Annotated in this window: 30 protein-coding genes and 1 pseudogene; 9 read left to right on the top strand and 22 right to left on the bottom strand. The window is 29.1% G+C overall.

Translation table 11 applies throughout. The features are described 5' to 3' along the window. Nucleotides 1-4: 4 nt before the first annotated feature. The 3 genes from MARPI_RS00160 to ltaE are packed head-to-tail and all read right to left on the bottom strand — an operon-like array spanning nucleotide 5 to nucleotide 2,026. Entirely contained in the window at nucleotides 5-505 is a 501-nt protein-coding gene (locus MARPI_RS00160; protein WP_014295563.1) for a hypothetical protein, read from the bottom strand. Then, nucleotides 502-993 carry a permease gene (locus MARPI_RS10540; RefSeq protein ID WP_014295562.1) on the bottom strand — a complete coding sequence of 164 codons (492 nt, stop codon included), beginning with the start codon at nucleotides 991-993 and terminating at the stop codon, nucleotides 502-504. The genes MARPI_RS00160 and MARPI_RS10540 overlap by 4 nt, the downstream gene beginning before the upstream one ends. Nucleotides 994-997: 4 nt before the next feature. Beyond that, nucleotides 998-2,026, bottom strand: a complete 1,029-nt coding sequence (ltaE, locus tag MARPI_RS00150; RefSeq protein WP_014295561.1) for a low-specificity L-threonine aldolase — start codon at nucleotides 2,024-2,026, stop codon at nucleotides 998-1,000. Between the two features lie 85 nt (nucleotides 2,027-2,111). Here ltaE and MARPI_RS00145 point away from each other — a divergent pair, with 85 nt between their 5' ends. Next, nucleotides 2,112-2,555, top strand: coding sequence for an SRPBCC family protein (locus tag MARPI_RS00145; RefSeq protein WP_014295560.1), 444 nt, complete (start codon nucleotides 2,112-2,114; stop codon nucleotides 2,553-2,555). A gap of 31 nt (nucleotides 2,556-2,586) precedes the next feature. On the opposite strand, the gene MARPI_RS00140 is transcribed toward MARPI_RS00145, so the two are convergent. Together MARPI_RS00140 and sfsA are read right to left on the bottom strand one after the other, a co-directional pair. Continuing rightward, on the bottom strand, nucleotides 2,587-3,162 hold the full coding sequence (locus MARPI_RS00140; protein ID WP_014295559.1) for an HD domain-containing protein: 576 nt from the start codon (nucleotides 3,160-3,162) through the stop codon (nucleotides 2,587-2,589). After that, nucleotides 3,150-3,830 (bottom strand): DNA/RNA nuclease SfsA, encoded by a 681-nt coding sequence (sfsA, locus tag MARPI_RS00135; protein WP_014295558.1) that lies wholly within the window; start codon nucleotides 3,828-3,830, stop codon nucleotides 3,150-3,152. Before sfsA ends, MARPI_RS00140 begins: the two co-directional genes overlap by 13 nt. Before the next feature lie 172 nt (nucleotides 3,831-4,002). Here sfsA and MARPI_RS00130 point away from each other — a divergent pair, with 172 nt between their 5' ends. After that, on the top strand, nucleotides 4,003-4,575 hold the full coding sequence (locus MARPI_RS00130; protein WP_014295557.1) for a sulfurtransferase TusA family protein: 573 nt from the start codon (nucleotides 4,003-4,005) through the stop codon (nucleotides 4,573-4,575). A gap of 43 nt (nucleotides 4,576-4,618) precedes the next feature. Here MARPI_RS00130 and lpdA read toward each other — a convergent pair whose 3' ends face one another. The 7 genes from lpdA to MARPI_RS00095 form a co-directional block, all read right to left on the bottom strand. After that, nucleotides 4,619-5,980: a dihydrolipoyl dehydrogenase gene (gene lpdA, locus MARPI_RS00125; RefSeq protein WP_014295556.1), complete on the bottom strand. Its 1,362-nt coding sequence runs from the start codon at nucleotides 5,978-5,980 to the stop codon at nucleotides 4,619-4,621. Between the two features lie 135 nt (nucleotides 5,981-6,115). Continuing rightward, the gene (tusB, locus tag MARPI_RS00120) at nucleotides 6,116-6,385 is read right to left on the bottom strand and encodes a sulfurtransferase complex subunit TusB (protein ID WP_014295555.1); all 270 of its coding nucleotides are present in this window, start codon (nucleotides 6,383-6,385) and stop codon (nucleotides 6,116-6,118) included. A 10-nt stretch (nucleotides 6,386-6,395) separates the two neighbouring features. After that, entirely contained in the window at nucleotides 6,396-6,752 is a 357-nt protein-coding gene (locus MARPI_RS00115) for an intracellular sulfur oxidation protein (protein ID WP_014295554.1), read from the bottom strand. Nucleotides 6,753-6,762: 10 nt separating this feature from the next. After that, on the bottom strand, nucleotides 6,763-7,116 hold the full coding sequence (locus MARPI_RS00110) for a DsrE/DsrF/TusD sulfur relay family protein (RefSeq protein WP_041638396.1): 354 nt from the start codon (nucleotides 7,114-7,116) through the stop codon (nucleotides 6,763-6,765). Nucleotides 7,117-7,147: 31 nt separating this feature from the next. After that, the gene (locus tag MARPI_RS00105; protein WP_014295552.1) at nucleotides 7,148-7,618 is read right to left on the bottom strand and encodes a rhodanese-like domain-containing protein; all 471 of its coding nucleotides are present in this window, start codon (nucleotides 7,616-7,618) and stop codon (nucleotides 7,148-7,150) included. 40 nt (nucleotides 7,619-7,658) lie between these two features. Next, a complete protein-coding gene (tsuA, locus tag MARPI_RS00100) occupies nucleotides 7,659-8,678 on the bottom strand; it encodes a thiosulfate transporter TsuA (RefSeq protein WP_014295551.1) in 1,020 nt (339 codons plus the stop codon). A gap of 24 nt (nucleotides 8,679-8,702) precedes the next feature. Next, nucleotides 8,703-8,942, bottom strand: a complete 240-nt coding sequence (locus MARPI_RS00095; protein ID WP_014295550.1) for a sulfurtransferase TusA family protein — start codon at nucleotides 8,940-8,942, stop codon at nucleotides 8,703-8,705. 281 nt (nucleotides 8,943-9,223) lie between these two features. On the opposite strand from MARPI_RS00095, the gene MARPI_RS00090 reads away from it, so the two are divergent. Both MARPI_RS00090 and MARPI_RS00085 read left to right on the top strand, forming a co-directional pair. After that, nucleotides 9,224-9,553 carry an ArsR/SmtB family transcription factor gene (locus tag MARPI_RS00090; RefSeq protein ID WP_014295549.1) on the top strand — a complete coding sequence of 110 codons (330 nt, stop codon included), beginning with the start codon at nucleotides 9,224-9,226 and terminating at the stop codon, nucleotides 9,551-9,553. A gap of 20 nt (nucleotides 9,554-9,573) precedes the next feature. Then, nucleotides 9,574-10,578, top strand: a complete 1,005-nt coding sequence (locus MARPI_RS00085) for a TDT family transporter (protein ID WP_014295548.1) — start codon at nucleotides 9,574-9,576, stop codon at nucleotides 10,576-10,578. Between the two features lie 20 nt (nucleotides 10,579-10,598). Here MARPI_RS00085 and MARPI_RS00080 read toward each other — a convergent pair whose 3' ends face one another. The 8 genes from MARPI_RS00080 to MARPI_RS00045 form a co-directional block, all read right to left on the bottom strand. After that, on the bottom strand, nucleotides 10,599-11,843 hold the full coding sequence (locus tag MARPI_RS00080) for a DUF1015 domain-containing protein (protein WP_014295547.1): 1,245 nt from the start codon (nucleotides 11,841-11,843) through the stop codon (nucleotides 10,599-10,601). Nucleotides 11,844-12,007: 164 nt separating this feature from the next. Continuing rightward, entirely contained in the window at nucleotides 12,008-12,439 is a 432-nt protein-coding gene (gene ybeY / locus MARPI_RS00075; protein ID WP_014295546.1) for an rRNA maturation RNase YbeY, read from the bottom strand. Beyond that, complete coding sequence (locus MARPI_RS00070; RefSeq protein WP_014295545.1) at nucleotides 12,429-13,796, bottom strand: HDIG domain-containing metalloprotein; 1,368 nt, start codon at nucleotides 13,794-13,796, stop codon at nucleotides 12,429-12,431. Before MARPI_RS00070 ends, ybeY begins: the two co-directional genes overlap by 11 nt. Continuing rightward, nucleotides 13,783-14,769 (bottom strand): PhoH family protein, encoded by a 987-nt coding sequence (locus MARPI_RS00065; protein ID WP_014295544.1) that lies wholly within the window; start codon nucleotides 14,767-14,769, stop codon nucleotides 13,783-13,785. Before MARPI_RS00065 ends, MARPI_RS00070 begins: the two co-directional genes overlap by 14 nt. Before the next feature lie 22 nt (nucleotides 14,770-14,791). Then, nucleotides 14,792-15,772 (bottom strand): 2-hydroxyacid dehydrogenase, encoded by a 981-nt coding sequence (locus tag MARPI_RS00060; protein ID WP_014295543.1) that lies wholly within the window; start codon nucleotides 15,770-15,772, stop codon nucleotides 14,792-14,794. Nucleotides 15,773-15,788: 16 nt separating this feature from the next. Beyond that, nucleotides 15,789-16,235 (bottom strand): LPP20 family lipoprotein, encoded by a 447-nt coding sequence (locus MARPI_RS00055; protein WP_014295542.1) that lies wholly within the window; start codon nucleotides 16,233-16,235, stop codon nucleotides 15,789-15,791. Nucleotides 16,236-16,327: 92 nt separating this feature from the next. Beyond that, a complete protein-coding gene (locus MARPI_RS00050) occupies nucleotides 16,328-16,633 on the bottom strand; it encodes a ferritin family protein (protein ID WP_014295541.1) in 306 nt (101 codons plus the stop codon). Nucleotides 16,634-16,679: 46 nt separating this feature from the next. Beyond that, nucleotides 16,680-17,543, bottom strand: coding sequence for a glycerophosphodiester phosphodiesterase family protein (locus tag MARPI_RS00045; protein WP_014295540.1), 864 nt, complete (start codon nucleotides 17,541-17,543; stop codon nucleotides 16,680-16,682). 127 nt (nucleotides 17,544-17,670) lie between these two features. On the opposite strand from MARPI_RS00045, the gene dnaN reads away from it, so the two are divergent. From dnaN to MARPI_RS00025, 4 genes are read left to right on the top strand one after another with little or no spacing between them, the layout of a single operon-like run. Next, nucleotides 17,671-18,939, top strand: a complete 1,269-nt coding sequence (dnaN, locus tag MARPI_RS00040; RefSeq protein WP_014295539.1) for a DNA polymerase III subunit beta — start codon at nucleotides 17,671-17,673, stop codon at nucleotides 18,937-18,939. Next, nucleotides 18,939-19,409, top strand: coding sequence for a 2-C-methyl-D-erythritol 2,4-cyclodiphosphate synthase (gene ispF, locus MARPI_RS00035; protein WP_014295538.1), 471 nt, complete (start codon nucleotides 18,939-18,941; stop codon nucleotides 19,407-19,409). Before dnaN ends, ispF begins: the two co-directional genes overlap by 1 nt. Before the next feature lies 1 nt (nucleotide 19,410). Beyond that, nucleotides 19,411-20,112 carry an endonuclease V gene (nfi, locus tag MARPI_RS00030; protein WP_041638394.1) on the top strand — a complete coding sequence of 234 codons (702 nt, stop codon included), beginning with the start codon at nucleotides 19,411-19,413 and terminating at the stop codon, nucleotides 20,110-20,112. Next, a complete protein-coding gene (locus tag MARPI_RS00025) occupies nucleotides 20,099-20,356 on the top strand; it encodes a hypothetical protein (RefSeq protein WP_014295536.1) in 258 nt (85 codons plus the stop codon). Before nfi ends, MARPI_RS00025 begins: the two co-directional genes overlap by 14 nt. A 25-nt stretch (nucleotides 20,357-20,381) precedes the next feature. On the opposite strand, the gene MARPI_RS00020 is transcribed toward MARPI_RS00025, so the two are convergent. Next, nucleotides 20,382-21,113 (bottom strand): SagB/ThcOx family dehydrogenase, encoded by a 732-nt coding sequence (locus tag MARPI_RS00020; RefSeq protein WP_014295535.1) that lies wholly within the window; start codon nucleotides 21,111-21,113, stop codon nucleotides 20,382-20,384. A gap of 142 nt (nucleotides 21,114-21,255) precedes the next feature. Here MARPI_RS00020 and msrA point away from each other — a divergent pair. After that, nucleotides 21,256-21,744 (top strand): annotated as a pseudogene (gene msrA / locus MARPI_RS00015) (peptide-methionine (S)-S-oxide reductase MsrA); the annotation flags it as partial. Between the two features lie 34 nt (nucleotides 21,745-21,778). On the opposite strand, the gene dnaA reads toward msrA, so the two are convergent. Continuing rightward, complete coding sequence (gene dnaA, locus MARPI_RS00010) at nucleotides 21,779-23,143, bottom strand: chromosomal replication initiator protein DnaA (protein WP_014295533.1); 1,365 nt, start codon at nucleotides 23,141-23,143, stop codon at nucleotides 21,779-21,781. Between the last annotated feature and the right edge of the window lie 113 nt (nucleotides 23,144-23,256).

Below are 23,256 nucleotides of genomic sequence, written 5' to 3'. Positions count from 1 at the left end.
TTTTTTATTTTCCATATTTTTTAAATAAATAATTCATTATTATCCCGCTAAAAAACGCAAATAATATTATAAAGAAGTTTAACAACAAGACATATTTTACATCTAATAAGCTCAATGCAAGCGGCATCCATTGAATCTTAACTGACCATGCAGCAATTGTTGCTGCAACTACCCCAACACTTGCTCCTTCTCTTATTAGTTCAGCAAAGAAAGGATAAAATGCAAATGCTGGTCCAACCATCATTGTTCCAAAAACTACTCCTAATGACATTCCTTTTAATCCACTTTCATGGCCAATAAACTTTGATATAGTTTTCTTGGTTACTACTTCTGAAATGTATCCAGTTAAAAATGCAACACCAATTATTACCAATGAAAGATTTAATAATGTTTTTAATGCATAAATAACTCCATTTATCGCTTTATCTGGATTAATTATTATAAGAACAATTGCAATTATTAAAAGAATAAATTCCATCATGAAATTTTTTATAAATTGCTTCATATTATCATCTCCATAATAATGGAAATTATAATAATAGAAATAACTGCAAGAGTATTTCTAATCAATGTAAATTTTTTACCCAAATATTGAAATTCATAAGTTATAAACATTATCCCAAGCATAACCCAGGATAATAAAAACGCTGTTACAAGAGATACAGTTGCATTATTCTGGAAAAGATATTGGGCTATTGGATAGCCGCTGGCAGGTGGCCCCATCATAATTGAACCTGTAATTAATCCTGCTACTACTCCTTTTATACCTGAAAAATTCAATAAAAATTGTCCAACTTTGTCTGGAGCAAGAAAATTCTGCAACATTCCTATAATCAAAAATATTATGAATAACCTTAAAACATTTTGAATTAAGTTCTTCTTACCTTTCTTCAATGCCTTTTTAAACTTTTGTTTTTCATTTTTCCTCAATAAAGAAATATATAACCCCATAACAAATAAAACAAAAATTCCACCACTAATTATTGTACTCATACTATCATAACCCCTTAAAATATTTATTTATTATATCTATAGTTTTATCTATATCCTCTTTTTTAATCCAATAATGGGTTACAAACCTCCATATTCCCTCTTCTGGAGGATTAATTTTTATACCGTTTTTTCTCATATAATCAATAAAATCTATATTTTCAAAATCCCTGTTAATTTTAAAAAAGACCATGTTAATATGAACCTCTTCAACTATATTGATAAAATCAAATTCTTCAAGCTTTGATTTTAAATATTTGGCATTTTCATGATCTTCATCCAGTCTTAATCGCATTTTTTCAAGTGCAACAATTCCTGCTGCAGCAAGAATCCCCGCCTGTCTTAATCCACCACCCATAATTTTTCTTCTTTTTTTAGCTTTTTCAATAAAATCTTTGCTTCCAACTACTACAGATCCAACTGGAGCACATAATCCTTTAGAAAGGCAAAAGCTAACAGAATCGGCATATTTGGCAATTTCTGACGCTTCGACTTTTAAATAGGTCGCTGCATTAAAAATCCTTGCACCATCAAGATGAATGGGAATACTATATTCATCAGCTATTTTCCTTATTTCTTTAAAATTTTCCAGAAGTATTACTCTTCCATTGGAATGTGCATTCTCAAGACATATTAAACCCGTTTTTGGATAATGTATATCTTCTTCTTTTCTAATCTTTCTTAAAACCTCTTCAGGTGGTAAAGCACCTTTATCAGAATTCACAGTTCTTAACTGAACTCCTGCTATTATAGATGCTGCACCTGCTTCGTGCTGAACAATATGACAATCATCACCAACAATTACTTCATTACCGCGTTCACAATGTGTAAATAAAGAAAGTTGATTTCCAAAAGTACCGCTTGGCACAAAAAGCCCTGCTTCTTTTCCTAATATATGCGCTGCCATTTCTTCTAATTTTTTTATTGTAGGATCTTCTTCGTAAACATCGTCACCAACCTCAGCTTTACACATTGCTTCTCTCATTTCTTCTGTTGGTTCAGTTACTGTATCGCTCCTTAAATCTATAAACTTCACAAAAATTCCCCCTCAAAGTTATAAATGATTAACTAAATTATACTATAATTCTTATTGAAATGTCAAAAAATGGAGGTAATGGATTATGGTCGAAACACCGCCAATTGAAATAATTGAATATTTTAATGCTCCAATAGAAAAAGTATGGAATGTTTTTGTTAATGAAAATGGTTGGAGTCCATGGTTTACTGATAAAATGTATATGGAATTAAGAAATGAAGGTAAAATCACATTTTTATGGAAGCAATTAACCCTTGGTGAAATTGTGGAAGATGAAGGATATATTGAAGAAATAATAGATAAGCGGTTAATAATATTCTGGTGGTATAAAGAAGAAAGAGGATATCGTTCAAAGGTTGAAATGTCTTTTTCTAAAGACGAAAATAACGGAACCTGGCTTAAAATAATTGATTATACACAGGTATATACTCTCGATGAATTACAAATAAAATATGGTTGTGCATTAGGTTGGGGGCAAATGCTAAACCTTGCAAAATTATGGATAGAAAAAGGAATTACAATTATATAAGAAATTCCAGCTGAATTCTCAGCCAGAATTATTAAATTTTAAATATTAAGTTTAATTCCCTTTCCAGTCCTTCCACAAAATTTTTAATAATTTTATTTTTTTCTTCTGCCATTTTTTTAGCGGTTTTCGTATGCATTAAATCTCCTAATTTCAGTATTTTTTCATAAAAATGGTTTAGTCTTTCTTTTATATCACCACCATTTTTATGCATAAATACCCTTGCTATTCCAATATTTCCTAAAGCGTCAAGCCTATCTGCATCCTGTAAAATCTTTGCTTCAAGTGTTTCAGGAATTAAACCCTTGCTAAATCTGTGAACTTCTATACAATATTTCACTTCATTAACATATGGATAATTTATTTCTTTTAAAAATCTTTCTGCCCTCAAGGCCCCTTCTATTGCATGATCTTCAATTAATCCTTTTAATTCATCTGCTCTTGCAATATCATGTAAAAGAGCAGAAATTATCACAATTTCTTTATTGGCATTTTCATTTTCTGCTATAATTTCAGCATTTTTCGTTACCCTTAATATATGCCCAAAATCATGCGAATGTTCGTGCTCTAAGTTTAATACATATTCATATATCTTTTTTATATAATCCATTTATCTTCCTCCATAATATCTAACTCTTTTTTATAGATTATCCATTCATCTTGAAATTCAAACAATAACGGATGAACTTTTACCCCTTTATTAATTGCTTTATAGAATGTTTTAGCAAATAATTTATCGGTTTTAAAATTTGGAGAAAAAACTTCTGCTTTTGAAAATACTAAAATATAAACTTCTGTTTCATAACCTTTTTCTTTTAATTCAATTAATTCATTTAGATGTTTAGTTCCTCTTTTTGTTGGAGCATCTGGGAATAATGCAATTCCATTTATAGATAAAGTACATCCTTTTACTTCAATCCATGTTTTCTCATTACCTAAAAAATCTATTCTGCTATTATTGTACTTTACTTCTGCCTGTAATTTCTCAAACCTTTTTTCAAGCATTTTTTGAGCAATATATCTATGATACATTGAATTAACAAGTACATATTTATTATCTTTTTTAGCAGCAATTAAATCCCACTTTGTTTTTCTTTTTTTATTTGAGACAGATTTTATCAAAACCTCATTTCCAGAATATAATAACTCCTTTAATCTTCCTGGATCATGAACGTGAACTTCATGAATTTCATTGTTAATTTCAATTTTTGCAAGATACCTATTTGGTCTGTCAATAAAAGTTCCTGTTTGAAGACTTTCTATTTTTATTACTTTCATAAATTCCTCCTAACCGCTTTTTATAATATTATATCAAGAAAATATTTTTGTCCAAAATTAATATATTCATATTAATAAAAAAACACTATTTTATTAATAATCAAGAAAAGAAATTTTTTTATTATTATTGTAGAATGAATATGAAAACATATAGAAAGTGAGATGATTAAAAATGTCTAAAAAATTAACTCTTCACGAACTCTTTAAAACTATTTCAAATCAAACAAGAATTGAAATATTAATATCTATCCTTGATAATCATTTAACTACTTCAGATATAGCCAATAGGTTAGGCTATGATATTTCGACAGTGTATAGACATCTCACACATATGAAAAAAATTGGAATTCTAACTTCTTCAAGAAAAAAAGGTATTGAATATTTTGATTTTGCATCAACTAAAATATTTCGTATTTTAGAGTATGCCATTGAATTTGTTTCCGAAATAAATGGAACGGGAATAATTGATTGTTCTGATTCTACAATATGTCCATTTGATCAAAATAAATTAAATATAAAACCTGATATTATTCTTGATATGCGTGGAGAAATATGCCCTATCCCTGACATAAAAACAAGAAAAGTGCTTGAAAATATGGATAAAGATAAAATCTTATTGGTAATTGTAGATTATCCATTATCTGCAGAAAGGATTCCTATTTCGGTAACTAAAGAGGGCAATACTGTTTTGGGAAAAATTAGTGAATTTCCTGGTGAAATAAAGATATATATAAAAAAGTCCTGACAACCTTTAAATATATGTCAGGACTTTTTATTATTGGATATCTTTAAATATGTAAAGCCATTCCTTCAGCGTCTTCAAATGCTCCAAGTATTGTTTCTGTCAAAGTTGGATGTGGATGTATATCATTTGCAATTTCTTCAACAGTCAATCCATGTTTAACAGCAAGTACTCCTTCCATTATCATATCGGTTGCCGATGGTGATACTACTGCAAAACCAAGTACTTTACCTGTTTCTTTATCAGCAATAACCTTTGCAAATCCTTCCCTTTCTTCCATTGTTCTTGCTCTTCCATTTGCAGAAACAGGAAATTTCCCTATAACGATTTTTTCTGGATCGAGATCTTTTTCTTTTAAACCTGTTGAGGCTACTTCTGGTGATGAGAAAATTATTGATGGAACTGCTGAATAATCCATTTTCATTTCTTCGCCAGCTATATTATGAGCAGCAACAATTCCTTCAAACATTGCAACATGTGCAAGCATTATCTGTGCTCTTATATCTCCAATTGCATATACATTTTCTATATTTGTTCTCATTCTTTTGTCTGTAACAACACCTTTTTCTATTTTAACTCCAAGTGCTTTTACATCTTCTGGAATATATGGTCTTCTTCCAACTGCAAGTAATACTTTTTCACCTTCGATGATTTCCTCGCCTTTTTCTGATTCTATTGTTACTTTATATATTTCTTCTTTTGAAACTCCCTTTACCTTTGTCTTTTCAAGAACTTTTACACCTTTTTTGGTTAAAGCTTTTTTTACTTCCTGTGCAATATCTGCATCTTCAAATGGCAATATATGGTCTGCAAGTTCAACAATATATACCTTTTTTCCAAGCGAAGAGAAGAATGTAGCAAATTCAACACCAATGACTCCTCCACCAACAATAACTATACTTTCTGGCAATTCTTTCATATTATTAAATACATCATCACTTGTCCATATTCCTTCAACTTCGCTAAATGGTGGAAATATAGCTGGTACTGAACCATGGGCTAATACTAAATTTTTTCCTTCAATAACTTCTCCACTTTCTTCGATTTCTACATGATTTTTATCTTTTATAATAGCATTTCCTTTCATTACATCTATATTATTCTTTTTCATAAGATATTCTATACCTTTTCTTGACATTGTAATGGATTTATTCATGTGTTTTAGAATTCCTGCAAGATCATAAGACACATTATCTACTTTTATACCAAACTTTTTTGATTTACCTATAATATCTGAATAAAGATGTGCAGCAGTCAATATAGCTTTTGTAGGAATACACCCCTGATTTGTACATGTTCCCCCAAGATTATTTTTCTCAATAAGGGCAACCTTTTTCTCAAGTTGTGCCAATCTAATTGCTGCAACATATCCTCCTGGTCCTCCACCTATTACAATTGCATCATACATCCTTACCCCTCCTAACCTTTTATATTCAGATATAATTTTATCCTTTTAAAAAAAATACTTATTAACCTTTAGATTAACAAAAAATAAACTCTTAAAAAAATAGGGGAGTTATTAGCTCCCCAAAAATTACTTTACTTATCCAATAAACTTTTCCTGTTTTTCTATAACTTCAATCAAACCGTTATAATCTACCAGCTTTACATTTGCATCTTCATCAGAATATCCTCTCGCATTAAAATCTTCTTTTAATAATACTACTTCTGCATCTGTTAATTTTTTTAAATTTTCAAAATTCCAGTATATTCCGTTTTGTATTAAAACTATTGTATCATCGTTTTTTGCACTTTGAATCTTAAGTCTTTCTACAGGATGATCTATACCATATTTAACCATAATTAAGGCCACAATAACCACCTCACATAAATATTACGTAATCAAAATCATGAAGGAAATCAGATAAATCTTCTTCTGATATCATTTGAACCTGATAATTTTCATCTATATTTTTCACATGATATCTTTCAACATCTTCTTTTAATGCATATACAGGTGTTTCATATCTTTTTATAAATCGTTGAACAATTTTTATTGGCAATAACCCCAGTGATTCTGGTTTAGTGTCGGCAGATATACCTGTTACTGCTTCTTTCATAACCATTACAGCTGGTTCTATATCTTCACCATACATACCAAATGCTGTTCTAAATGCTTCGTTTATCCATATACTTCCTACAGGAGATTGATAGACTACAAACAATACTTTTTTATCCATTATTTTCACCTCACGCCATAAAGCTTATGAATCTATCGCTTTCATATATTAATTCAGCAAGTTCTGGCAATCCACTTGGATTAGAACCTTCAACAATCATATCCTTTGTAATGCCTCTATAATCCATACAAATTCCACAAATTTCAACTCTTCCACCCATATCTACAACTTCTTTTAATAATGAAGGTATTTTCCTATCACTTCTAACGGGTTTTATTTTATCGTTTGAAGCTATTGCAGAATCACAGAATAAGAAAATTGTCACCTCATGCCCTTTATTCAAAGCAGCTTTTGCTATATTTATAGCAGAATCTATATCCTGATAAGTATATGGTTGAACCATAACCTGTATAGCTATTTTCATATTATTGCCTCCTATATCTATATTCTTATAATCAAGAGCAGCCTCCACCAGTTGTTCCAGGTAATCCTCTTCTAATTGGATATCTTTTGTTTTTCCATGCAGTAAATCCACCTGAAACGCTTAATACATTGTATCCCATTTCTTTCAATGTTTTAGCTGCTAAAATTGACCTTCCTCCGGATTTACAATATACAACTATAATCTTATCTTCTGTATTTTTCACAAGCGATGCAATTTTAAATTCCAATAATCCTCTAGGTATCCAATGTGCATTTGGAATATGTCCAGCTTCAACTTCATTTGCTTCTCTAACATCAAGGAATATATATTTTGAATCTTTTGATTTATATATCTTAAATGCTTCTTCAACACTTATTTCCTTTACAACAGCTTTTGCATCAGCAATAAAATCTTTAGCTGTTTTTACCTTAATTTCTGCTGTTAATGTTGTTATCAATAATATCAATACCAATAATGCCAATAAACCCTTTCTTAATTTCATAATTCCACCTCCATAGATTTATAATAATTTATAAAAATAATTAATCCCTTTCATAAAGCCAGTAATAACCAGCCCAGTTTCCAAGAAAAAAGAATATTGTTGTTAAAATAGAACCTATAGCAAGGTGTGAAAATCCTGTAAGGAAATGTCCAATATTACAGCCACCTGCCAAAACAGCTCCAAATCCCATTAAAATTCCACCAAGAGCTACCTGTCCAAACACTTTTGGATCTCTTGGTGCTCTAAATTTGAATTCTTTGCGAATTAATGCGCTTACTAAAGAACCAAAAATAATTCCAAGAATAAACATTCCAGACCAGCCTATATATTTACCGCCTATAAGATAATTCATTAAACTTACCCAGCCACCAGTAATTCCAAGACCATATGTTTGTTTTGTTAAATATCCTAATGCAGAAACAATTACTGTAAGGATACCCAACAATTTCCAGTTCCATGCTGAATCTGGCCTTTCAGTAGTTTTTGTTTTCCAGAGAATATACCATACAATTACCGCAAAAATTATTGCTGGTATCCATGGATTTACCTTTAAAACAGTTGCAATTGTTGGTCCAACAGCGTCATATGCATAATATTTCCCATCACCTTCAACAGTATATACCGGACCTTTTAATAACGAAATTAAAGGTTTTAAAAAGCTTGCTTTAGATGCTGATGCAAATATTGCATAAAATAATGCAGCAATCCACGCGCTTATCATTCCTTCTCCGGTTCTATATGTAACACCACTTGCACATCCACCTGCTAAAACCATTCCAAACCCAAAAATTAAACCTCCAAGTATATTTCCAAGTGGTGCAAATGCGAGCGGATGTAATTGTATTAAACCAAATTGAGCCATTGCAACAAACACAAGTGAATTAATAGAAATTGCCAAAAAAATAGCTTTCATCAAATAATTGTCACCAAAAAACTTAACATCTCTAATTGCTGAGTTAAAACATAAACGCCCTCTTTGTAAAATATAACCAAATAAAAGTCCTACTCCCAATCCAAAATAAATTTCATATTGATAAAGAATATCAAGGAATCCGTCCATTTTTAATCATCCTCCTATAAGGAATTATTTCACTTTTATGTAAATTTTCCATTCGCTATTACCAGCTTCTTTAACCTCTAATACTTCATGCCCTAGTTTTTTCACAGTTTCCGGAATCCTTTCAACTGACATTGCATAATCAATTAAAACCTCTAAAATTTCACCTGATTTCATTTTTTTTAATGCCCTTTTTGTTTCTACATCTGGCACCGGACAAACTTCTCCTCTTACATCAATTGTTTTTGTTACTTCATAATTTGCCATAGTAACTCCCTCCTTATTTTTAGTGATTTTATTCACTTTATATATAAAATACACTTTCATTTTTTACCAAATTTTAAAATTACTTTTTTCACATTTATTATATCTATTTATTGTTAAATAAAAATTTCTATTTTTTTACAAGTTGGTAATAATGAAAAATATTATTTAGATATCTTATTTATCCTTCCTAATTTTTTATTTTTATTTTTCCTTCATTTTACATTAACATTATTAATTTATAATATATCCGGATATCCGGATATTTAGAAAGAGGTGTTTTAATGTTAGAAGAGTTAATGAAAATTCTTGCCGATAAAACCCGTTTACGTATTTTAAATCTTTTATTTTATAGGCCACATTGCGTTTGTGAATTAACTAAAATTCTTGATTTACCTCAATCTACTGTTTCAAGGCATATTTCAAAGATGCGACTAATTGGAATTATTATGCCAAAAAAAATGGGAACTCTTACAAAGTATTCTATTAATGATAAAATAGCAAATAAATTCATTTTTTTTAATTACTTAAAACATGATCTTTTTAACGAATACTCTGAAGATATAGAAAGAAGTAAAGAATATGTTGTCTTAGATAATAATTGCAATCTTTAATATTTCAAGGAGGTAGTTATATGAATGCTAAAGAATTTCAACCATCATGGTTTGCTGGCATTATGGGAACAGGTATTTTTTCTATCACTTCTTTGATTTTTTCACAATACTTTTCCTTTCTAAGATCGTTTTCTTATTTCCTTTTCTATCTCAATATTCTCTTGTTTATCATTTTTTTATCTTTATGGATTGTGAAATTTTTTATTTTTAAAAAGGATTTTTTAAAAGATTTTTATCATCCGCTTGTTTCCAACTTTTTCTCAGCTTTTGGTGCTGCAATGCTTGTTATATCAGCAAATATACAAATGTTGTTTAATAATTCTTTTTCATTTTCGTTTGGATTCTGGATTGCAGGTACATTTTTTACTATTTTATTCGGCATCATAACTCCATTTATTATGTTTAAAGAAAACCATATAAAACTTGATCACATTTGTCCAGCGTTTTTTATTCCGCCAGTTGCTTTTATTGTTATTCCAATTCCAGGAAGTTTTTTTATTAATCATTTTCAGGGTTGGGTAAATGATTTTATTATTTTTATCAATTACTTTAGCTGGGGAACAGGTTTTTTTCTATTTTTAATAATGTCTGCAATTTCAATGTACAGATTTATTTTACATCATCCATTACCAAATATTATGGCACCAACTATATGGGTTAATCTTGGTCCTATCGGTGCTGGAACAACAGCGTTAATTAAACTAACAAAAGCATCTAATTTTATTATTTCAAAAGATGTTTTTTATGGATTTTCATTTTTATTGTGGGGTTACGGTATCTGGTGGTTGCTAATGGCTATTTCTTTAACTATATATTATTCTAAAAAAATGAAGATACCTTTTACTTTATCCTGGTTTGCTTTTATCTTCCCTACTGGGGCTTACATAACAGCAACTCATACAATATCATTAATATTTAAAATTAAATTTATAGATTATTTTGGATTTATTATTTATTTCCTTTTAGTATTTTTCTGGTTTGCAACTTTCTTTAATTTATTGAATAAAAAAACGGGCAATTCATAACGAATTGCCCGTTTTTTTTATTATATTTCGTGAATTAATAATCCTGATCTTAGTTTTGGTTCAAACCATGTTGATTTGGGTGGCATTGTTTTATTATCATCAGCAACAGCCATTAATTCTTCTATTGATGTTGGATACATGGAGAATGCAACTTTCCAATTTTTACCGTCAATCCAATCTTCTAAAGCTTTTACTCCTCTAATTCCACCAAGGAAGTGAATTCTTGGATCTTTTCTTGGATTTTCAATTCCAAGTATTGGATCTAATAAATAATTTTGAAGAATATAAACATCTAACTGTTCCACAGGATCATTTTCATTAACTATTTCTGGTTTTGCTTTTAATACATACCATTTTTTATTAATATACATTCCAAATTCGTGTCTTGATTTTGGTTTATATGGTGATTCTGGTGCTTCTGAAATTTCGAATTTTTCTTCTACTTTTTTCATAAATTCTTCGTCATTTAATCCGTTCAAATCTTTAACTACTCTATTATAATCAAGGATTTTTAATTCGTCATGCGGGAATACAACAGCCATAAAGAAGTTGTATTCTTCATTTCCTGTATGCGCAGGATTTTTTGATTTTAATATTTCCTTTGTTCTTGAAGCTGCAGCTGCTCTGTGATGACCGTCAGCAATATATAATGCTTCAACGCTTTCAAATGCTTTTTGTAATTTTTCTATTAATTCTTCATCTGTTAATACCCATAATTCATGATGAACTTCCTTTTCATCTGTAAAGTCATATATTTTTCTTGCTGCTTCAATCCCTTTGTTTATTAAATCCTTTATTTCTTCTTTTGATTTAAATGTAAGGAATACTGGACCTGTTTGTGCTTCTAAAATCATTATGTGCTTTGTTCTATCGTCTTCTTTATCCTGTCTTGTTAATTCATGCTTTTTAATTAAACCTTTTTGATATTCATCAACAGAAAATGTTGCAAAAATTCCTGTTTGAGAATGCCCCTGCCATGTTTCTCTGTATAAATATAATGCAGGTTTTTCTTCTTCCATTAAAACTCCTGTTTCTTTAAATTTATCAAGATTTTCTTTTGCTTTTTTATACACAACTTCACTGTGTGGATCTATATCTTCATTGAATTCTACTTCTGCCCTTGTAACTCTTAAAAAACTGTTTGGATGTTTTGAAACTATTTCTTTTACTTCTTCTTCTTCTAAAACATCATATGGGGGACAGGAAAATTCCTCTACCATATTTTCTACAGGTCTTAAACCTTTAAATGGTCTAATCACTGACATTTTGACTCCTCCTTTAATAAATTTTGTTTTAAAATCGTCTTTATTATAACAATTCTAATGATTATAAACAACCTGATTATTTTAAAAAACGCTATTTTAAAGAAGGAATATGGGGAATTATTAACTAAAATCTTTCAGTTGCATAAGTATGAAAAATTTTTCAATTAGATAATTCCTTTTTCTTTCAACTCTTGAAAATATTTATCCTGTTTTGGAAACATTATTTTTTTATCTTCTTCATTTATATGATCATATCCACATATGTGTAATATTCCATGAACTAAAATATAAAAAAATTCTTCTTCAAAGGTATTATTAAAGTCTGGAGCCTGTTCTTCAATCCTTTCAACAGATATCATTATATCTCCAATTATTTCTTCATCTAATCCATATTCAAAGGATAATACATCTGTTGGTCCTTTCTTGTTTCTATATTCTTCATTATACTTAGCAATTTCATTATTATCTGTAATTACTATATTTAATTCATAATCTCCTTCGCCTATTTCCTTTAATAATACATATTTTGACACTTCTTCAACTTTTTTTTCATCAATTTTTTTTAAATCTTGATTGTTAATTACATTAATTTTCATTTTTATTCCCTTCCTTCAATAATTCCTGCGGAATTTCCGGATAACTAATTCTGGAATGATTCATATTCAGTATTGTTTCTATCATTGAGTCCTTTATTTTGTTTATTTCAGACAAGGTTAAACCGCAATCATCAAGTTGCCCTTCAAAAAAGAGGTCCTGTATCAGTTTATCAAACCTTTCCGATAAAGTCTTTTTATTTAACTCTTTCATGCTTCTTGTAATTGCTTCTATATTATCCGCAATCATTAAAATAGCAGATTCTTTAAATTGTGGAATTGGTCCTGGATATCTGAACTCCTCTGCTGGAATATTCAATTCCTGTTCAAGATTCTTATGGAAGAAATATCTTTTTATTCTTGTTCCGTGATGTTGTGCTATTAAATCTTCAATGAGTATAGGTAATCTATATTTTCTTGCCAGTTCAATTCCATCTGTAACATGTTTATTCAAGATAATAGCACTAAGTTTCGGATTTATTTTATCATGCGGGTTTATACCTTTTTGATTTTCGGTAAAAAACAATGGTCTTAAAGATTTACCTATATCGTGAAAATATGATCCAACTCTTAACAAAACAGGATTTGCATTTATCGATTCAGAAGCACTTTCAACAAGATTTGCAATAATCAAACTATGATAATATGTTCCTGACGCATTAAATGATAATTTTCTTAATAATGGATGATTCAAATTCCCCAATTCCAACAATCCAATATCGGAATATATTCTTGTTATATATTCAAGATATGGCAACACTCCAAGAATTAATAACATTTGTATAAAATTAGAAAAACTTATTACAGGAATAGCCTCATAGTCAAATTGATAATATAACAGATAAGAAATGATCTGGACTATTATAGCCGAAAAAGCGGGAATTATAATCCTTACCCTCGAATAAAGATTTTTGCTAAAATATGCTGCTACATTCCCTGTAATAAATAGAATAATAAATAACTTAAACGATGAACCAAGTAAAAGTGCAAAATAAAAAGAAAAGCCTAAAGATATTAATAATCCCATATAAAAATCCATCATCAAGGTTATCATTACAGTAACAAAAACAGGTGAAATTGCCGGATCCGAATAATATTTTAAAGCTATTATATTTAACACTATACCTATATCAAGTACAGTTAAAAATGTTGCCCAATAATTTTTAGGATGTAATTTGAATTTTTTATTTTTATTCATAAAAAACTCTATTATCCCAAACCAGAAAGGGATAAGTATCAAAAGGGAATTATACAAAAATTCTATGGTTACATTTTTCCATAAAAATATTTCAGAAAATATAGATAATATTGAAAAATTAAGTACTATTATCACTATTTTTAACTTATTAAATTTTTTCATTTTTCTTCACCTTGATTTTCTCAAAATTATCATAGGCTTTTATAATTTCTTTAACCAATGGATTTCTAACAACATCATTTTCAGTTAATTCTATAAATGAAATCCCATTTATATTTTTTAATATTTTTTGAACAGCTAAAAGTCCTGAATCCTTTTTGTTTTCAAGATCTATTTGTGTAATATCTCCTGTAATAACAGTTTTTGAATTAAATCCTATCCTGGTCAAAAACATTTTCATTTGATAATATGTAGTATTCTGCGCTTCATCAAGAATAATATATGCATTATTCAAAGTTCTTCCTCTCATATATGCCAATGGTACCACTTCTATAATTCCTTTTTCTTTATATTCAACTATTCTATCTGCTGGCATAAAATCCATTAACGAATCATAAAGCGGCCTTAAATAAGGATCAACTTTTTCGTATAACGTTCCTGGCAAAAAACCTAATTTTTCACCTGCTTCAACTGCAGGTCTTGTTAATATAATTCTCTGTATTTGACCTGTTTTTAAAAATTCAACCGCCATAGCTACTGCAAGATATGTTTTCCCCGTTCCGGCTGGTCCTATACAAAAGACTATATCATTTTTTTTCATTGTGTTTATATATAACGACTGTCCGTGTGTTTTTGCCTGAACTCTCATTCCACTTACTGTAGTATTTACAACACTTTTATATGATTTAGATTCATTTTTTTGAATTGTATTTTTATTATTTTCATATAATGAAGTTATATATTGAAATTCTGTCCAATCAAGCAAATGTCCATTTGAGGTTATATCTATTATTTCCTTTAAAATGCTTTTTACCCTTTCAATATTGTTTTTTTTATTTCCTACTATAACAATTCGATTATTTAAATAGCTAATCTCAACATCAAATTTGTTCTTTAAATATTTTACCCTATTATTATAAGTACCGAAAAGTTCTATAATTTCTATGTCATCCGGTATATTAATAAACTCTTTAATAAAATATCACCTCACAATTAGCTTAATATTTATGTTCATAATCAACTATTGACAATGGTTTTCCTGTTTTCAAATATGATTTAATACTTTCAATAGTATAATCTATACCTGCTGTTGTTGCATGAAATGAATAGCCACCTACATGCGGAGATAAAACAACATTATCAAATTCCCATATAGGATATTTTGAAGGATACACATTTTTATTTTCTTTTGTTGGATAATTAAACCATACATCCAAAGCTACACCTTTTAAAATTCCTTCTTTAAGAGATAAATATAACCCTTCTTCATCAATTAATTTCCCTCTTCCAATATTTATTATATACTTATCTTTCATTTTCATAATCCGTTCCTTGCTCAAAATATTAAATGTTTTTTCAGTTAACGGAAGAGTTAAAAACAACATTTCGCTTTGTTCAATTATTTCATCAACATCATAATAAACTTTATCAACATTTTCTGGAATATAATCAATCTTTTTGTTTTTTAATATATGAATTTCAGTATCAAAAGGTTTTAAAAACCTGGCTATATTTTTACCAATTTCTCCAAATCCAAGTATTCCTATTTTCATTCCTTGAATTGAGTGCCATGATTCAAAAATCGATTCTCCAACTGTAAAACCATGCCATACTCCATTTTTTAAATCTTCATGAAATGGAATAACTTTTCCAAGAAGAGCTAAAGCTAAGGCTACAGCTCTTTCAGCGACATATTTCCCATTCCCATGAGCATTTGAAACAATAATATTCTTTTCTTTTAATATTTCCAAAGGTAATTGTTCAACACCAGCAAAAGGAACAAAAATTATTTTAAGCTTTTCTGCTATTTCTAATTCTGTTTCATTTATAAATCCACCTATTATTGCTTCAGCATTTTTTAATGATATTTCTTTATTTTTTTGAGGAAATATTATTTCTATTTCCGGGAATTCCTTTTTTAATTCTTTCAATTTTTCATCCCAGTAACTATTAAATTGATGCAAAAACAGGATTTTCAAAAGAATTCCTCCTTTTTTAGAAGTACTTTATTCTTTTTCCAATAATATTTTCTATATCCTTTTTATATATTCTTATAACAACCCATGCCATTCCTTCATTCATATCAAATCCCTGATTTATTTCCTGGGCACCTTTTATTAAACCATATAATTTTGATTCAATTTCTTTGTTTTGCATAACGAAATCTTTTACAGTTGTACTGGAATCAATATATGTCCCATAAACATATTCCACTGCTTTTGTATATGCATCCTGCCTTGCAGCCTCAAGAGCTGCAAGTTTTGCCTGTGCTTCATGAGGAAAAGTTTTGTAATCAATAATTCCAAATCCTTTAAAATCATGATATGAAGTATTCTTTTCCATATCAGGTTGAGCAAATATACCACTATTTGTAGCTCCACATGAATTAAATGTAATTACTATAATAAATAATGCCAGAATAAAATATAATCTTCTTTTCATACCAACACCTCCCATTTTCCATATACAGTACATATTATACCATATATTTTTCATATAAAAATGGCTAATCTCAGACGAGATTAGCCATTTTATTATTCTTTTAACTTTTCAATTTCCTCTTCAACCTCTTTGGCACCCTCTTCATAATACTTTTCTTCATCAGGTGCAAGTTCTTTCAATAACCTTAAAAATTCTCCTGCGTGTACTCTTTCTTCATTGGCAATATCAATAAGAACTTCTTTTGCCAATTTGTTATCCGTAGATTCTGCAAGTTGCATATACATTTGAACTGCCTCATATTCTGCTGCAACCATGAATCTAATAGCCCTTACCAATTCTTCATGAGATAATTTCTTATCCTTTTTTAATCCAGAAAATGGATTTGCAAATTCAGGCATATTATCCCCCCCATCATGTAATAACCCATAGATTTTTCTATAAAAATCATTTATAATAATTCACTATTTTTTCAATATCATCTGTAATTACAGCATCTATATAACCATCTAAATTTTCTAATGTTTTAATATCATTTAATGTCCATATTACAATATGCAACCCAATCTCAGAATATTTTGATATTAATGTTTTAAAATTATCTAACCCCAACATTTCAATTCCTTCAACTGGAAGGTTTAAAGAATAAAAATTAAGCTCTTTGTGTAAGCCCATTATTTTTTCTATTCTCTCTTTATCTTCAATTAATAGTCCAAGATCTATATCTTTATCAAGATTTCTTAAACGTCTCAAACTTTCAATTTCAAATGAAGAAAATAGAACTCTATCAAACGCATTAAAACTTTTAACAACATTATATGCAAGCTCAGAGGCATCTGGATCTTTTATTTCAACATTAATATATGCATATTCTGGTAATTTTACAAAAACCTCTTCAAGCGTAGGAACTGGCTCTCCGTCTATTTTTATTTTCATTATTTCTTTCGAAGTCATTTCTCTAATTTTTCTTTTATCACCTGTGATCTTTTCAAAGTTATCATCATGATGAATTATTAAAACATTATCTGAAGAAAGGTGAACATCAAGCTCCACACCATCTCCACCATATTCTATAGCTTTTAAATAAGCTAAAATTGTGTTTTCTGGATATTTACTCCTATATCCTCTATGACCAAGTATTACAGGTCTATCTTTCATCTTTCTTCCTCCTTTAATTTTATGTGTTGCTTTATATTTTTCAATATCTGAAAATATTTTATTATAATTAATTTCATCGTTAAATTTATCATATACCATTGATAATGAAATAATTATAGAAAAAACAATAGTTATGATCTTTAAAAATCTCACAATTTCACATCCTCATATATATTATACTATATATTACTTGATTTTTAATGAAGATTTATTGTAAAATAGAATATATAAATATTTTTATATGAAATAATCAAATAAAATAGATTGAGGAGGAATAAAAATGATTTATAAGCTAGAAGTTACAAGAAACAAGCTCTTAAACCTTATGGATATGGCATCAAAAGCTGTGGCTAAAAAAACAACAAACCCTGTATTATCTGGATTTAAGTTTTCTGTTAAGGATAACAATTTACACCTTTACGCAACAGATTTACAAACTTCTTTTCATGGTGTTTTAAGTAACATATTATTTGAAGAGGTTGAAAAAATAGACAATGAATTATTCGGAGAAGAAAGCGTTTCAGCTGATGCTGTTGAAAATGAAAATTTTGAAGTTATTGAAACCGAAGAAGAAAACAACACATTATTTTCCCCTGAAGAAATAAAGACTGATTCAACTTCTTTAAAACCTGAATTTGTAGTTGATGCTACAAACTTTGTAGATATTATAAGAAATTTAAATTATGAAAATATTAATATCTATATTGAAGGAAAAAACATTAAAATTATTGCTGGAAAATCTGAATTTGTAGTTCCAACAATGGATCCTGAAGATTTTCCGGAAATAGTACCAAATAAAGTTGAAGAAGGAATATTTACATTTGAAAAAACTAAATTATTAGCTATGATTGAAAAGGTTATTTTTTGTGCATTAAAAAGCTCTGAAAATATTTCAAAAAATTTAAATGGTGTTTATTGGGACTTTAGAGAAGGTGGTTATTTAACTCTTGTTGCTGCAGATGGTTATAGATTAGCACTTGCTGAACTTTCATTAGATACAGTAAATATGCCACCATCATTTTTATTATCTCTAAAAAGTATGGAAGAACTCGTAAATGTTTTAAAGAGCTCAAAAACCGAAAACATAGAACTTTTCTTTGATGGTTCCAGGGTTCTAATATTCCTAGAAGACGATAAGGTAGAAATAATCTTAAATGTCGTTGATGCACCTTTCCCGGATTATATAAATATAATTCCTCAGGCATTTAAAACAAAAGTTATTGCGTCAACAGATTTATTCCTTAATGTTTTAAAAAGAGTTTCAATTGCTGCAAAAAATGATCAGGTAAAAATAGAAATAAAAGATAGTATTATGGAATTATCAGCGAAATCACCTGATGTAGGTCTTGCTGTTGAAGAATTAGAAGTTGATAAAGAAGGTGAAGATATATTAATAGCTTATTCTCCAAAATATCTAAGAGAGGCTATTGACCATATTGCAACCGCTGAGGTTGAATTTAATATTACAAGTGAAAGCTCACAAACAATGATAAAACCTGTTGGCGATGATTCATACATGTATATAGTTATGCCAGTGAGGTTACAATAATGTTCAGAGTTGGTTTTGGATATGATGTACATCCTTTTGAAAAAGGCAAAAAATTATATCTTGGCGGCATTGAGGTAAATTCTGATTTAGGATTAAAAGGGCATTCCGATGGGGATGTCCTTATTCATTCTATAATTGATGCATTACTTGGGGCATGTGGATATGAAAATATAGGAGAGCTTTTCCCTGAAACTGAAGAATATAAAAATATAGACAGCAAAATTCTATTAAAAAAAACTATGGAAAAACTTTCAAATATCAAAATAATCAATATAGATACCACCGTTGTTACTTCTTATGTAAAGATAAACAAATATAAAACGGAAATGAAAGAGCTTTTATCAAAATTAATGAGAATTTCACCTTCCCAAGTTAATATAAAAGGAAAATCAGGAAATTCGCTTGGAATCGGCGGCAAAAATGAAGGTATAGAAGCTTATTGTGTTGTATTAATTGAGTGTGGTGAATAAATTGGATTATAATCATATTCATGATTTTATAGATTTAGATTATAAAAAGTGCATAAATATACAAAAATCTTTAATAAATCAAATTTCACTAATTCCTTTGTCAAAGGAAGTTAATGTGGTTGCAGGAGTCGATCTTTCGTTTTATAAAGAATTTGGATTGGCAATTATAGTAATAATAGATAAAAATTTCAATGAGTTAGAAGTAAAATATCATTATCAGGAAATTGAATTTCCATATATACCTGGATTATTGGCTTTTAGAGAATTACCTGTCTTTTTAAACGCATGGAAAAAAGTCACTATAAGACCTGATATTGTTTTTTTTGACGGTCATGGAATTGCTCATCCAAGAAAAATGGGAATTGCTACTCACGCTTCATTTTTTATAGAAATTCCGACTATTGGTATAGCAAAATCAAAATTATATGGTAACTTTGATGAACCTGGAAATAATAAAGGTGATTATTCATATATTTATGATAAAAAAGACAAAAAAATTGGCTGTGTTATTAGAACGCGTGAAAAAACAAAACCTGTTTTTGTTTCACCGGGGAATTTCATTACAATAGATGAAGCCAGATATTTTGCTTTAAAATTTTCTACAAGGTATAAACTCCCTGAACCAACAAGATTAGCACATTATTACTCTCAAAAAATTAAAAATGAAATCTTTCCAAGGAGGAATGCAAATGGAAAAATTTGAACTTGAAGTGCTTGAAGTAAAAGGTGAAAAAATTGAAACATGGAAATTCAAAGTTAATACTGACGATAAAGAGTCAATTTCTGCTTTAAAAGAAATTGTGAATTATATAAATGGAACTGATAAAAAAATGGTTATAGACCCTATTGATACAGTATGGACTTATATCTATTTATATCCAACCAATGTATTTACCGAAGAAGATAAAGACTTCTTTAAAGAAAAAATAAATGTAATAGTAAAATAGCAGCCATTTCAGGCTGCTATTTTTATTAAATTTTACCTATTGGTGCAAGATAAACCACAAACTCATCTTTACCATCTACTTCAATTAATTTATCCATTAAATCCTGATCATACGCAGCAACTGCACATGTCCCACAATTTATTGATTCAGCAAGTAAATATAAATTTTGACATACATGTCCTGCATCAATAGAAATTGTCTTATGAGCCTCGTTTTTGTACTTCCATTCTGTTCTATAAGGGATTGCACTCCAAACAAATACAACAGCACTCTCTCCTATAAACCTTTGGCCTAATGTAGCTTCTATAATCTCTTCTCTTAAGTTTTCAAATTTTATTGGGAGTAATTTATGTTCTGTGGATATATATCTATAAATTCCTTTTTCCAATCCTTTAACATTAAACACAACAATATATGTTTCAAGAGGATGTGTAGCTCCTGCAGATGGAACAGTTCTAAAGGTTACTTTATCCTTTACCACTTTTTTTACACCTTGCGTATAAAACAACATATAGGATAATTCTTCCAGACTAATAGGTTTATCTTTATATCTTCTGCGACTCTGCCTATTAAACAATAAAGAAATGAAATCATTATTTATCGGTTTAAAACCTTTTATGTCTGGTAAATTTATTAATTCCGTATCCTGAGGATATGGTTTTATATATGGAGGATTTTTAATTCCCTTTTTTCTATCTGGCAAATCCACTTCAAGATTCTTCCAATTCGATTTTAAAACCTCTCTTCCGCATTTCATCTTTCTTCCCTCCCTTAACAAATTCATTGTTGTTATTTATATTATATCAGATTATTATAATATAAAAAAGTTGTTTGTTTTCCTAATTTTATGGTAAAATAATATATATACATTTTCTGGAGGTGAAAATATGAAAAAAACAATTTATCTTGCTGCTGGTTGCTTTTGGGGAGTAGAAGATTTATTTAAAAAATTAGATGGTGTAATGGATACTGAGGTTGGATATATGGGTGGAAAAACAGAAAATCCCACATATGAAGAAGTATGTACAGGAAGAACAGGACATGCAGAAACTGTAAAAGTTATATATGATAATGAAATTATCTCAACAGAAGAATTATTAAAATATTTTTTTGAAATACATGATTTCACTGAAATAAATAGACAGGGACCTGACATCGGAACACAATATAGAAGTGTTATATTTTACACCGAAGATGAGCAAAGGGAATTGGCTGAAAAAATTATATCTATTTTACAGTCAAAATATGATGTAGCTACAAAAATAGAACAGGCGAAAGAATTTTATTCTGCTGAAGATTATCATCAGGACTATTATGAAAAAACAGGAAAAAAACCTTACTGCCATTACAGAAGAGAAGAAATTACAAAATTTTTTATTTCTTTATAATAAAAAACTGTACCCTGAAATATAAGGGTACAGTTTAACTTGCTGTTTGATCATGAATCTTTTCTGCTTCTTCAAAAACTCTTCTTATATCATCAATTCTTCTTTTTAAGACAAGATTCCCTGTAGTTAATTCCTTTTCTATTTTCTTTATAGCCTGACTTACAGTGGAATGATTCTTACCAACAAAAGACGAAATTTCCTTTACTTTCATCTTTCCATAATTTTTTAATAAAAAGGTTAAAACCTGACGCGCTTCAGAAATTTCCTTCTTTCTGGTAGTGCTAAACAATTGATCTCTTGTAAGATTATATTCTTTTAATACAGACTCCAAAATAAGATTTTTCTTTAATACAGCTAAACTCTCTTTATTTTCCATAGCAATTTTCTTATGTCTTTTTAATGAGCTATACAATTTCTTCACAGTTTCAACATTTATAGGCTCCCCAGTAACCTTGCTATGGAAAAAGAGATTTAAAATTAAACCTCTTAATTTTCTTAAATTATTATCTATGTTATCTACCAAATATGTAACAACATCATCGGAAATATATAAAGAACTCATCTCTGCCATTTTCTTAGCAATTCTTAACTTTGTTTTTTTATCAGGCTCATTTACATTAACAACCAATCCCATTTCAAATCTACTTATTAACCTTGGATGAAAGGTTGCCAATTCTTCAGGCGTTCTATCAGAACAGATAATAATTTGTTTTCCAAGATTAAATAATGTATTAAATGTATGGAAGAGTTCTCCCTGAGCCATGTCCTTTCCTATTAAAAATTGAACATCATCAATTAATAAGATATCAACCTTTTTTCTATAACGTTCTCTAAAATCATCCATCTGTTCTTCTCTTAAAGAACGCATCATATCATTCATAAACTCTTCTGCTGTTACATACATAACCTTTAAATTTGGAGATGTTTCCATAACTTTATTACCAATAGCATGTAATAAATGCGTTTTTCCTAAGGCAACATCGCCATATATAAACAATGGATTGTATTTCCCTGGATTATTCGCTACCTCTAACGCAGAATAATATGCCACTCTGTTAGATTCTCCAACAACAAAATTTTCAAATGTATATTCAGGATTAAAGTCGGATAATTTTAAAGGTCTTTCCTTGATTAATTTTCCAGCTGGTTTATTCTTATTTTGGTCAGCTGGTATAAATGTAAATTCAACCTTTACTTTTTTAGAAAGAATTTCAGAAAGCGTATCCGACACAAGATTACCATATTTCTTTGCTACGAAATCTTTTATAAAAAGATTTCCCATTCCTATTATTACCCTATCTCCCTGTATATCGAGAATCTTGGCAGAGGTAAACCATTGATCCCAGGTAAGTCTATTTATTTTCGATTTCAATTGCTCCAACAGTTCTTCCTTCGACACAACAATTACCCCCTGACCAAAAAATAAAAATAATAAAACGAGGTGCACTATATAGGATATCAGATTTAACATACTTAATCAAGAAAAAATTTCATGAACTTTGTTGAGATTTA

This window comes from Marinitoga piezophila KA3 (genome assembly GCF_000255135.1).
In the GTDB taxonomy this organism is placed as follows: Bacteria; Thermotogota; Thermotogae; order Petrotogales; family Petrotogaceae; genus Marinitoga; species Marinitoga piezophila.
This window is presented reverse-complemented; position numbering and strand designations above follow the sequence as displayed.